General features: G+C 64.2%; 13 protein-coding genes. All 13 read left to right on the top strand.

Features of this window, described 5'->3' with window-relative positions; all coding sequences use genetic code 11:
• Positions 1-27 precede the first annotated feature (27 nt).
• A complete protein-coding gene (locus FJ936_RS01890) occupies positions 28-975 on the top strand; it encodes a sugar ABC transporter permease (protein ID WP_041163577.1) in 948 nt (315 codons plus the stop codon).
• The gene (locus FJ936_RS01885; protein ID WP_015314192.1) at positions 972-1,922 is read left to right on the top strand and encodes a carbohydrate ABC transporter permease; all 951 of its coding nucleotides are present in this window, start codon (positions 972-974) and stop codon (positions 1,920-1,922) included. Before FJ936_RS01890 ends, FJ936_RS01885 begins: the two co-directional genes overlap by 4 nt.
• Before the next feature lie 217 nt (positions 1,923-2,139).
• On the top strand, positions 2,140-2,343 hold the full coding sequence (locus FJ936_RS01880; protein ID WP_140660525.1) for a hypothetical protein: 204 nt from the start codon (positions 2,140-2,142) through the stop codon (positions 2,341-2,343).
• A gap of 2 nt (positions 2,344-2,345) precedes the next feature.
• Entirely contained in the window at positions 2,346-3,458 is a 1,113-nt protein-coding gene (locus tag FJ936_RS01875; RefSeq protein ID WP_140714262.1) for an ABC transporter ATP-binding protein, read from the top strand.
• Positions 3,451-4,464, top strand: coding sequence for an ABC transporter ATP-binding protein (locus FJ936_RS01870; RefSeq protein ID WP_140723247.1), 1,014 nt, complete (start codon positions 3,451-3,453; stop codon positions 4,462-4,464). Before FJ936_RS01875 ends, FJ936_RS01870 begins: the two co-directional genes overlap by 8 nt.
• 69 nt (positions 4,465-4,533) lie before the next feature.
• Positions 4,534-6,177 carry a dihydroxyacetone kinase subunit DhaK gene (locus FJ936_RS01865; protein ID WP_140793525.1) on the top strand — a complete coding sequence of 548 codons (1,644 nt, stop codon included), beginning with the start codon at positions 4,534-4,536 and terminating at the stop codon, positions 6,175-6,177.
• Between the two features lie 72 nt (positions 6,178-6,249).
• Positions 6,250-6,852: a dihydroxyacetone kinase subunit DhaL gene (gene dhaL, locus FJ936_RS01860; RefSeq protein WP_140614922.1), complete on the top strand. Its 603-nt coding sequence runs from the start codon at positions 6,250-6,252 to the stop codon at positions 6,850-6,852.
• A complete protein-coding gene (dhaM, locus tag FJ936_RS01855; RefSeq protein WP_015314198.1) occupies positions 6,849-7,238 on the top strand; it encodes a dihydroxyacetone kinase phosphoryl donor subunit DhaM in 390 nt (129 codons plus the stop codon). The genes dhaL and dhaM overlap by 4 nt, the downstream gene beginning before the upstream one ends.
• A 21-nt stretch (positions 7,239-7,259) precedes the next feature.
• Entirely contained in the window at positions 7,260-7,562 is a 303-nt protein-coding gene (locus FJ936_RS01850; protein WP_015314199.1) for an HPr family phosphocarrier protein, read from the top strand.
• A gap of 41 nt (positions 7,563-7,603) precedes the next feature.
• The gene (ptsP, locus tag FJ936_RS01845) at positions 7,604-9,178 is read left to right on the top strand and encodes a phosphoenolpyruvate--protein phosphotransferase (RefSeq protein WP_141906063.1); all 1,575 of its coding nucleotides are present in this window, start codon (positions 7,604-7,606) and stop codon (positions 9,176-9,178) included.
• Positions 9,179-9,189: 11 nt separating this feature from the next.
• Positions 9,190-9,612: a hypothetical protein gene (locus FJ936_RS01840; RefSeq protein ID WP_140714266.1), complete on the top strand. Its 423-nt coding sequence runs from the start codon at positions 9,190-9,192 to the stop codon at positions 9,610-9,612.
• A 38-nt stretch (positions 9,613-9,650) separates the two neighbouring features.
• Positions 9,651-10,637: a dihydroxyacetone kinase subunit DhaK gene (gene dhaK / locus FJ936_RS01835; protein WP_140793529.1), complete on the top strand. Its 987-nt coding sequence runs from the start codon at positions 9,651-9,653 to the stop codon at positions 10,635-10,637.
• A gap of 70 nt (positions 10,638-10,707) precedes the next feature.
• Positions 10,708-11,712 (top strand): nucleotidyltransferase family protein, encoded by a 1,005-nt coding sequence (locus FJ936_RS01830; RefSeq protein WP_181171515.1) that lies wholly within the window; start codon positions 10,708-10,710, stop codon positions 11,710-11,712.
• The last annotated feature ends 8 nt before the right edge of the window (positions 11,713-11,720 follow it).

The raw sequence follows: 11,720 nt of genomic DNA, 5'->3' as shown, positions 1-11,720 counted from the left end.
AACGAAGTGACCGAAGCAGGACTGACCATGCTCAATCGGACCGCGGAGACCGTTGCCCGGGCGACCCCGGAACCGTTGGCCCGCAAGGTCCGGGGCATCAGCGACAAGGGCCTCGCCTGGCTGTTCATCTCGCCGACGATCCTGTTGCTGCTCGCCATCAACATCTTCCCGCTGTTCTGGGCGATCTACCTGTCGTTCACCAATTTTCGCGCGAACCGGCCAAACGAGGTGGTGAAGAACCTCGGCTTCGCCAATTACCAGCGCATCCTTGGCGACCAGGACATCTGGATCGCCATGCAGACGACCGCGCATTTCGTGTTCTGGACCATCCTCTTGCAGACGCTGATCGGCTTCACGCTGGCCTGGCTGATCGACCGCAAGTTTCGCGGCCACGCTTTCTGGACGACGCTGATCCTGGTGCCGATGATGCTGTCGCCGGCGGTGGTCGGTAATTTCTGGCGCTTCCTCTACGAGCCGCAGATCGGCCTGTTTTCCTATGTCATCTCGTTCGTGTCGGGCATTCCGCCGACAAGCATCCAGATGCTTTCCAACGTCTCGCTGGCGCCGTGGTCGATCATCATCGTCGATACCTGGATGTGGACGCCCTACGTCATGCTGATCTGCCTCGCGGGCCTGCGCTCGATCCCCGAATATATTTATGAAGCGGCCGAGGTCGACCGCGCCTCCAACTGGCGGCAGTTCTGGTCGATCACGCTGCCGATGGCGCTGCCCTTCATCATGCTGGCGGTGCTGTTTCGCGGCATCGAGAACTTCAAGATGTTCGACATGGTCAACCTGCTCACCGGCGGCGGGCCGGGCTCGACCACCGAAGTCGCCTCGATCACGCTGAAACGGCAGGCCTTCGAGAGCTGGCGTACCGGCTATTCCTCTGCCTTCGCCATCATCCTGTTCGTCGCGGTGTTCGGTCTCGCCAACATCTACGTCAAGGCGCTCAACAAGGTGAAGCAGAGATGAGCCTGACCACAGCCCATTCGGTCGTCGCGCCCTCGTCGAATTCGAAGCGCATCGCCGGCGCCATCATCATCGCCTACGCGTTGATCTCGATCGTGCCGCTCTTGTGGATCTTCGCCACCAGCTTCAAGACGCCGCCGGATTCGATCGCCTACCCGCCCAAGATCGTGTTCCAGCCGAGCATCGAGGGCTACTGCAACCTGTTCACGACGCGCACCAGGCAGACGCCTGAATATATCAACTCGCTCGGACCGGCGACGGGCTTCTGCGACGAGACCGTGCGCAAGCGCAACATGGTGATCGCCGGACCATCCAACTTCCTGCCGCGCTTCATCAATTCGCTGATCATCGCCTTCGGCTCGACCTTCTGCGCCGTCTTTCTCGGCACATTGTCGGCCTACGGCTTCTCGCGCTTCAAGGTGCCGCTCGCCGACGACCTTCTGTTCTTCATCCTGTCGACACGCTTCATGCCGCCGATCGCGGTCGCCATTCCCATCTACCTGATGTACCGCGAGCTTGGCCTGTCGGACACCGCCCTCGGCATGATCCTGCTCTACACGGCGGTCAACGTGTCGCTCGCGGTGTGGCTGCTCAAGGGCTTCATCGACGAAATCCCGCGCGAATATGAGGAAGCGGCGATGATCGACGGTTACACGCGGCTGCAGGCCTTCTGGCGCACCGTGCTGCCGCAGGCGACCACCGGCATTGCCGCCACGGCGATCTTCTGCCTGATCTTCGCCTGGAACGAATATGCCTTCGCCGCACTGCTGACTTCCGGCACGGCACAAACAGCGCCGCCCTTCATCCCGACCATCATAGGCGAAGGCGGCCAGGACTGGCCGGCCGTGGCGGCCGGCACGACGATCTTCCTGGTTCCAATCCTGGTCTTCACCATCCTGCTCCGCAAGCAATTGCTGCGCGGCATCACCTTCGGTGCGGTGCGCAAATGATTAGTGTGGGAATAAGTCGCCCCCCACTCCGTCGAGCTTCGCTCGACACCTCTCCCCCGATCGACGGGGTAGAGGAAGGGCGCGAACTTGATTCAGCCAGGCTCCCTTCCTCTCCCTCCGGAGGGGGGAGAGGTGGCGCTGCGGAGCAGCGACGGAGTGGGGGAACCACCTGGCAACCATCTCTCCCTTTGAACGGGGAAAAGGGAGGAAGCTACGCATGAGGCGCCCCGCCATCTCCAGGAAATCGCGCTGGCCCCGCTGGGCCAGGCGCGGGTTGATGGAAAACATTGCCACCGCGCTGATCGCCATCGGCTTCCTGATGCTGTTCCAGCCCTTCGCGCTGTCGCTCTATACCTATTCCTTCATCACCATGCTCGCCGGCACGGTGATGTTCATCATCGTCTCGAAGTTCCCGGAATAATCATGGCCGAAATTCGCGTCCAACATCTGAGAAAGGCCTTCGGCGATTTCGTCGCCGTCCAGGATTCCAACTTCGTCGTCGAGGACGGCGAGTTCTTCGTCATGCTGGGGCCATCGGGCTGCGGCAAGACGACGACACTGAGAATGATCGCCGGGCTCGAACTGCCGACCGGTGGCCAGATCCTGCTCGGCGGCGACGACGTCACCATGCTCAGGGCCCGCGAGCGCGACATCGCATTCGTCTTCCAGCTGTTCGCGCTCTATCCGCACATGAATGTGCGCAAGAACATCGGTTTTCCGCTCTTGGCGCAAGGCATGCCCTCGGCCGAGATCCGCACCCGCGTCGAGGAGACGGCGAAGCTTCTGCGCATCGACCATCTGCTCAACAAATCCGTATCCGGTCTTGCCGGCGGCGACCGCCAGCGCGTCGCGCTCGGCCGCGCCATCGTGAGGCGGCCGAAATGCTTCCTGATGGACGAGCCACTCGGCACGCTCGACACTGAATTCCGTGACCTAATGGTCCATGAGCTGCGCGAACTGCACAACCGCATCCACGCGACGACCGTGTACGTCACGCATGACCAAATGGAAGCCATGTCGATGGCCGACAAGATCGCAGTGATGAACCATGGCGTCATCGAGCAGTTCGGCAGCCCCCGCGAAATCTACGACCGCCCCGCTACCATGTTCGTGGCCGACTTCATCGGCTCGCCGCCGATGAATTTTTTGAAGTTTGGCGGCGGACTCACAAAAGGCGCGAAGGAGGTGGTCGTCCAGGGGGCGACAGTGGCAGTGCCAGAGGTGCGCGAGGACGTAGCGCCTGCCGACATGGCTCTCGGCATTCGCCCCGAACATATCCGCTTCGACGATGCATCCAAGCTGCGCGGCGCCATATACGGCACCGAATATCTCGGCACCACCCAGATCGTCGCGGTGGAAACGGCGGACGGCATCATCAAGGCTCGGGTGCCGGCCGAAATCCGGCTCAATGCTGGCGACCATGTCGGCCTCACACTGAACGGCGCGCGGCTGTCGCTGTTCGAAAAAGGCTCCGGGCGCGCGGTGAGAACGGCAATCCACGACACAGCGTCGTTGGGGAGAGCGCAGCATGGCTGACGTGCACATCAAAGGCGTGACCAAAAGCTTCGGCGACCATGTCGCCGTCAGCGGGCTCGACCTGCATATATCGGACGGCGAATTCGTCGTGCTGCTGGGGCCGACCGGCGCCGGCAAGACGACCACACTGCGGCTGATCGCAGGGCTGGAACGGCCGGATGCAGGCACGATCGAGATCGGCGGCCACAATGCCACGACCCTGTCACCGGCCGAGCGCGACACAGCCTTCGTCTTCCAGCAATATTCGCTCTATCCGCATCTGTCGGTGTTCGACAACCTCGCCTTCCCACTGCGCTCGCCGGCGCGGAAAATACCGGAAGACCAAATCCGCCGCCGGGTCGAGGAGGTCGCGAAGATGGTGCGCATCCATCACAAGCTTGCCAACCGTTCGACCAAATTGTCGGGCGGCGAAATGCAGCGCGTCGCCATCGGCCGCGCGCTGGTGCGCAAGCCTTCCATCTACCTGATGGACGAGCCGCTGTCGTCGCTCGACGCCAAGCTGCGCGCGGATCTCAGGCTCGAATTGAAGCGCATCCAGTCCGAGCTCGGTGCCACCATGCTCTACGTCACGCACGACCAGATCGAGGCGATGACCATGGCCGATCGCATTGGCATCCTCGCCGACGGCGTGCTGGTGCAGATCGGTTCACCACGAACCATTTATTCGGAACCGGCAAATCTGCATGTCGCTGCAAGGCTCGGCCAGCCGGCGATCAATCTTTTGCCGACGGGGCTACTTCCCGATGGCGGCGCGCCGGCCGGCACCAGGACAATCGGCGCGCGCACCGAGCACCTGGCGATCGAGAAGGCCGTGAATGGCCATGCTGATGGCGTCGTCGACTGGGTCGAGCATCTCGGCGACCAGAACCATCTGCACGTGACGGTGGGGCCGAAGAAGCTGGTGACGCTGACCGATCCCGACACCGATCTGGCGCAAGGCGACAAGGTGGTGATCCGCTACCGCTCGCCGCTCTATTTCGGCGCCGACGGACAACGACTGATGTGAGCGGTTTCGGCGCCCCCGCCAAGGCGACGCCGGCTTCTGATTGAAGATTGCGAATACGGGACGAATTCGATGAAGCACTTTTTCAACCGCAGGGAAACGATCGTTACCGAGGCCCTGGACGGCCTGTTGCGCACCATTGGCTCAGGCGACCTCGCGCGCCTCGACGGGTATCCCGACATCAAGGTCGTGCTGCGCGCCGATTGGGACAAGTCCAAGGTTGCCGTCGTCTCCGGCGGCGGCGCCGGGCACGAGCCGTCGCATGCCGGCTTCGTCGGCAAGGGCATGCTGACGGCGGCGGTCTCGGGCGAGATCTTCGCCTCGCCGAGCGTCGAAGCGGTGCTGGCGGCCATTCGCGCGGTCACCGGACCAGCCGGTTGCCTGCTGATCGTCAAGAACTACACCGGCGACCGGCTCAATTTCGGCCTCGCTGCCGAGAAGGCGCGCGCCGAAGGTTTTGCCGTCGAGATGGTGATCATCGCCGACGACATTGCGCTCCCCGACATCGCCCAGCCGCGCGGCGTTGCCGGCACATTATTCGTGCACAAGATATCAGGCCACCTGTCGGAAGCCGGCAAGGACCTGGTATCCGTCGCGGCGGCCGCGCGTGCGGCGGCAAAGGATATCATCTCGCTCGGCATGTCGTTGTCGTCCTGCTCCATTCCCGGCCAGCCGCACGAGGACAGGTTTGGCGAAAACGATGGCGAGCTCGGCCTCGGCATCCACGGCGAGCCGGGCGTCGAGCGCATCGCGGTGCAGAGCGCAGACAAGTTGGTGGCTGTCATGGCGGAGCGCCTCGCGGAGCGGCTCGACGCGAAGGCCGGCCATGCCTTGCTGATCAACAATCTCGGCTCCGTGCCGTCGCTCGAAATGTCGCTGGTTGCCAATGCGGTGCTTGCCTCACCGCTGGCAAAGACAGTGAAGTTCACAATTGGCCCCGGACCGTTGATGACGGCACTCAACATGAACGGGTTCTCGTTGTCGCTGATCCGGCTCGATGCGGCACGCGAGGCCGCCTTGCTGGCGCCGGTCGGCCCGCACGCCTGGATGCCCGCCAAGCCGCTCGTTGCGCCCGCTGTCGTACCGATGGCGAAAGCAGCCGGACAAAGCGCGGCACACAGGGCCAGCCAGGATGCCGGCACCAGGCGCTTGATCGTCACGGTCTGCGAGAAGCTGATTTCGCTCGAAGCGGCATTGAACGGACTGGACGCCAAGGCGGGCGACGGCGACACCGGCTCGACGGTGGCGACGGGCGCACGAAGCGTTCTTGATCGGCTCGACACGCTGCCGCTTGCCGACCCCGCGGCGACCCTAGGTGCAGTGGGCGACATATTGAGCGCATCGATGGGCGGCTCCAGCGGGGTGCTGCTGTCGATCTTTTTCACGGCGGCCGGACGGGCCCTGGACGCTGGCGCCAGTGTGCCCAAGGCCCTGCTCGCCGGGCTTGAACGCATGACCTTCTACGGTGGCGCCAAACCCGGCGATCGCACCATGGTCGATGCGCTGGAGCCGGCCTTGAAGGCCTTCGACGGCAACGGCCTTGGCGACGCGGCGACAGCAGCCCGGCGCGGTGCGGAGGCCACCGCGGCCATGGAGAAGGCAAAAGCCGGGCGGTCCGCCTATGTCGGTGCCGGATTGCAGGGCGTGGTCGATCCGGGTGCTCATGCCGTGGCAGAGGTGTTCGCGGCGGCCGCCACACTGCTTGTCACGGCCTGACGCATGCACCAGTTGTCGAACGACCGCTCTTTCGCTACTGCCGGCAAGGTGCAAACCGGGAATTCGGGCGACATGACGGCGCTGGACCTTTCGAGGCTTATCACGGCCGCCGCGGATGCGATTGCCGCGCACGCCGAGGAACTGACCGCGCTCGACCAGGCGATCGGCGACGGCGACCACGGGCTGAACATGAAGCGCGGCTTCGACGCCGTACGGGCCGAGGCCGACGTGTTCGCCGCGAAGCCGTTGCCGGACGCCCTGAAGGCAATTGGCACCAAGCTGGTGATGACGGTGGGCGGCGCTTCCGGCCCGTTGTTCGGCACGCTGTTCATGGCGCTCGGCAAGGAGATTTCGGTTGAACCCGACCGCGCCGATCTGACGGCTGCCTTCGGCAAGGCGATCGAAGCGGTGGCCGCGCGCGGCAAGTCGCAGGTAGGACAAAAAACCATGCTCGATGTGCTGCGGCCGGTGCATGACGCCTTGGCCGGGGAAAGGACGGCGGCTGAAATAGCCAACGTCGCCGACGCCGCGGCCGAAGCCACCGTGCCTATGAAGGCACTGCGCGGCCGCGCCTCGTTCCTCGGAGACCGCTCGATCGGCCATATGGATGCCGGCGCGCGCTCGACCGCGCTGCTGGTGCGCACGCTGGCGCAAATCATCGGGGGCAAAGCATGAGCAATGTCGGGATTGTGATCGTGTCGCATTCGCCGCTGGTCGCCGAGGGCACGGCCGACATGGTACGCCAAATGGTCGGCGACGAGGTGCCGCTTGCGTGGTGCGGCGGAAACGGCCATGGCGGGCTCGGCACCAATGTCGAGGCGATCATGGGCGCCATCGACAAGGCCTGGTCGGACGCCGGCGTCGCCATTCTTGTCGATCTCGGCGGCGCCGAGACCAATTCGGAAATGGCGGTGGAATTGATCGGCGAGCCGCGTGCGCACAAAATCATCGTCTGCAACGCGCCGATCGTCGAGGGCGCGGTGATGGCGGCGACCGAGGCATCCGGCGGCGCCTCGCTCCGGGAAGTGGTGGCGACGGCGCACGAATTGTCGCCGTCGTGAGCGAATGGGATTTTTGAACACATGTCCGCAACCGCCGAAGCGACCGTCCTGATCACCCACGATGTGGGCCTGCACGCGCGTCCTTCGGTGAAGTTCACCAAGCTCGCCAAGAGCTTTGCCGCCGAGGTGGAGATTGCACTCGCCGCCAACGGCCCATGGTTCGATGCAAAAAGCATCGTCAAGGTGATGGCGGCCAAGGCGCCGAAGGGCACGGTGCTGCACATCAGGGCCAATGGCGATGGTGCCGATGATGCTATCCGGGCGCTGGTCGAACTGGTGCAGCGCGATTTCGACGAGGACGCCGGCCATGTCCGCTCGGCTTGAGGCCGATCCGCGCCTGCGCTCACCCGCTGGGAACGCGTGCCATGCGTATTGAGGGTGTTCCTGCCTCGGCCGGCTATGCCGAGGGACCTCTGTTCGACCTCGGCCAGCCCGCGGGCATTTACGTTAGCAAGGCAAGCTCCGTCGAGGAGAGGACGTCCCTGCAGGCCGCGATCGGCAAGGCGGTGAACCGGCTCGTGGCCATGGTCGGAACCGCCGAGAAAGATGCGGCCGACATACTCGAATTCCACATCGCCATGCTGGAAGACGACGCGCTGAGCGGGCCGGCCTTCGCATCGATCGCTTCCGGAACACCCGCCGACACGGCCTGGCGGCAGGCCCTCGATGCCGAGATCGCCGGCTACGAGGCTTCGGACCAGGATTATTTCCGCGCCCGCGCCACGGACCTTCGGGATATCAGGGACCAGGTGCTGCGTGCCCTGACCGAGGACAGTGACCAAGCCGCGCCGTCCGGCGCCATCCTCTACGGCGAGGACATCGCGCCGACGCGCTTTCTCGAAACCGACTGGAGCCATGGCGGCGGCATCGCTCTGAAGGCAGGCAGCACCGCCAGCCATGTCGCCATGCTGGCGCGCTCGCGTGGCGTGCCGATGGTCGTGGGCCTGCGCGAGCCGCTCACCGCCGTTGCCGACATGGCACTGCTCGACGCGGAGCACGGCAACATCGTCCTGGCGCCCTCGCCGGCCGAGATCGGCTCGTTCCGGCAGTCATCCTCTTCCTTCACCGCCGGCCAGGGTAAGGCACGGACTTTTCTGGCGCGGCCGGCCGTGACAAAAACCGGCACGGCGGTGCGCGTACAGGTCAATATCGCCGATCCTGGGGATGTCGATGCCATCGACATCGCGACCTGCGACGGTGTCGGCCTGATGCGCACCGAATTCCTGTTCGGCAAGACGCTGCCGGATGAGGAGACGCAGTATCGTGCCTATCGCAAGGTGCTGGAATGGGCCGGCGAAAAGCCGGTGACGGTCCGTACCGTCGATGCCGGCGGCGACAAGCCGGTGCCAGGCTTCACCGTCGAGGAAGGCAATCCATTCCTTGGCCTGCGCGGCATCAGGCTGTCGCTGGCCAGGCCCGACATATTCCGGATTCAAATCAGGGCATTGCTGCGCGCCGCGCCGCACGGCAATCTCAAAATCATGTTTCCGATGATCGCCACATCAGCAGAGTATGAGAGCGCCGCCGCCCTGTTCGCCGAGGAGCGGGTAGCCCTTGCCGCGCGCGGCATCGCGCAAAAAATGCCGCCGCTCGGCATCATGGTCGAAGTGCCCTCGGTGGCCATCGCGCCGGAGGCGTTTACCGGCGTCGCCTTCCTGTCGATCGGTTCCAACGATCTGACGCAATATGTGATGGCGGCCGCGCGCGACAATGCCGCTGTGGCACACCTGAATTCAGTCCGCCATCCTGCGGTGTTGAGGCTGATCGCCTCGGTCGCGGCCTTTGGACGGGAGACCGGGATTGCCGTCAGCCTGTGCGGCGATGCCGGCGGCGACCCGGCCTCTATTCCCTCGCTGCTGGAAGCCGGTCTGCGCGATCTTTCCGTGGCGCCGGCGCAACTCGCCATGGCCAAGGCGGCCATAGCCGACGTTCCGGTCTAGGCACGGCAGGCATGGCCGACATCAAACCCGAACCCGGTTCCGAAGAAGCGATCCGCGCCTACAAGACGATCCTGTCGCAAGTCATCGACCAGCGGCCGTCCGGCATGCGCCAGCGGCTCGCCGATGCGCTTGGCAAGCACCGCAGCTTCGTCACGCAGATTTCGAGCCCGAGCTACTCGATTCCCATTCCGTCGAAACATCTGCCGGCCATCTTTTCCGTCTGCCATTTCAGCCAGGTCGAGCGGGACCAGTTTCTTGCCGCCTACCACCAGGCACATCCCGGGAAGATCTCGGTCGCCGCGGGCGCGCGCAAGACAAGGCACGTTTCGCTCATCGTGCCGGATTTCGGCGACGACAAGCAGAATGCGGCGCTCGACCGAGCGATCAACGAATTCATCCAGAAGGTCACCAGCATCACCGGCAAGAGCGGCTGAACGACCCTTGATGCTGGCTATTTCGGGAGGAGACGGCCGTGAAGAAATTCATGAACTCGGTGGACACGGTACTGACCGAGAGCCTTGACGGTTTCGCGGCCGCCCATGCCGACATCCTTGTGCTTGGCGAGGAGCACAAATTCATCCGCCGCAAGATGCTCAAGCCGGGCAAGGTGGCGCTGATCTCCGGCGGCGGCTCCGGCCACGAGCCGCTGCATGGCGGCTTTGTCGGCCGTGGCATGCTGGACGCCGCCTGTCCCGGCCAGGTGTTCACCTCGCCGACACCGGATCAGATGCTGGCGGCCGCGCAAGCCGTCGACACCGGCGCCGGCTGCCTGTTCATCGTCAAGAACTACGAAGGCGACGTGATGAACTTCGAGATGGCGGCGGAGATGTCCGATGGCGTGCTGCAGGTCGTCACCAATGACGACGTCGCCGTCGAGAATTCGTCCTACACAACCGGGCGGCGCGGCGTGGCGGGTACGCTGGTGGTGGAAAAGATCGTTGGCGCCGCCGCCGAGCACGGGGTGGCGTTGCCGGCGTTGAAGGCGCTGGGTGACCGCGTCAACGACGCCACCCGCTCGATGGGCGTGGCATTGACCAGCGGCACCGTGCCGGCTGCCGGCAAACCGACCTTCGACATCGGCGAAGGCGAGATGGAATTCGGCGTCGGCATCCATGGCGAGCCCGGCCGCCGGCGCGACAGGCTGAAAAGCGCCGATGCAATTGTCGAAGAAATCTGCGCTGCGATCCTGGGCGATCTCGACGACAGGGCGAAAGGACCCGCGCTGCTGTTCGTCAACGGCTTCGGCGGCACGCCGCTGATGGAGCTCTATCTGATGTACAACAGCGCCCGCCGGATTTTCGAGCAACATGGCGTGACGGTTACCCGGTCGCTGGTCGGCACCTATGTCACCTCGCTCGACATGGCCGGCTGCTCGATCACGCTGAGCCTGCTCGACGACGAACTGACGGAATGGTGGGACGCACCTGTCCACACCGCCGCGCTGCGCTGGGGCCTATAAAGCTGGCTTCAGCCGCGCATTTCTGCAACCATTCCGGACAATCCACTTAACGATGGATTTGTCCGGATCGATGCTGCCGCCTCTTACTCCAGCTGAAGAAAAACTGCTGCTGCGCTTCGCCGATCCGGAAGCTGCGGCGGTCGGGGACAATTTATCGGCGAAGGCCCTGTCTGCCCTGCTCGACAATGCCGAATTCCACGGCGTCCTGCCGATCATGCTGCGCAAGCTCGGGGAGCCGTCGGATACTGGCCTGCGGGACAAACTCGACGACCTGCGCCAGAGGGCGACGATCGCCACCGGCCAGTCGATGCTGCTTCAGTACCATGGCGACCGCGTCATGAAGGGAATGGCGGCGGAAGGCATTCCGGCGCGGATCGTCAAAGGGCCGGTCTTCGCGCGAAAACTCTATCGCAATGTATCCGACCGGCCTTTCACCGACATCGACATCCTGGTCGAGCCCGCCAACCTTGCGCGGGCAAACCGGGTGATTGCGGCATGCGGCTTCGAGCTTGCCAGCAACGAGGCCGAATCCTACCGGTTGCAGGAATTCAAATGGCTGGAAAAGGAGAATTCCAGCCTGCTGGTCGAGTTGCATGGCGACCTTGTGCACGACACCGGCATGCGGCGACGCCTGTCGCTGGGTTTTCGCGAGCTTGGCATCATCGATGGCGACGCCACGGATACGCCGGCCGCCCTTCTGACGATCGCCATCGTGCATGCCGCCGGCGGCCACAAATTCCACCGTCTGCAGCTTTGCGTCGACGTGCTGCAAGGTGTGAGGGCGCTGCAATCCCCGGTCTCGGAAACCCGCCTGCTCGACGCCGCGCGCATGACCGGCATCGAGCTCGAACTGGCGATCGTGCTCAACGTGACCGGCCAGTTGTTCGACGAACCGCATGCGCTCGAACTCGCTGGGCGAATCAAGCCCGACCTGTCGATCCGGCTGGCCAAGAAGCTGATCACGACGAACACATTGCTCAGGGTCAATTCCCGGGAGAAGATCGGCTCGCGCCTACGCCGCGATGCCTTTCGCTGGATCCAGCGGCTGGCCAAGGCCCGGCCATACGCGGCTTGAGGGGAACC

It is taken from the genome of Mesorhizobium sp. B2-4-13 (assembly GCF_006658535.1).
In the GTDB taxonomy this organism is placed as follows: domain Bacteria; phylum Pseudomonadota; class Alphaproteobacteria; order Rhizobiales; family Rhizobiaceae; genus Mesorhizobium; species Mesorhizobium australicum.
The sequence above is the reverse complement of the archived record's forward strand: the minus strand, read 5'-3'. Positions and strand labels throughout refer to the sequence as shown.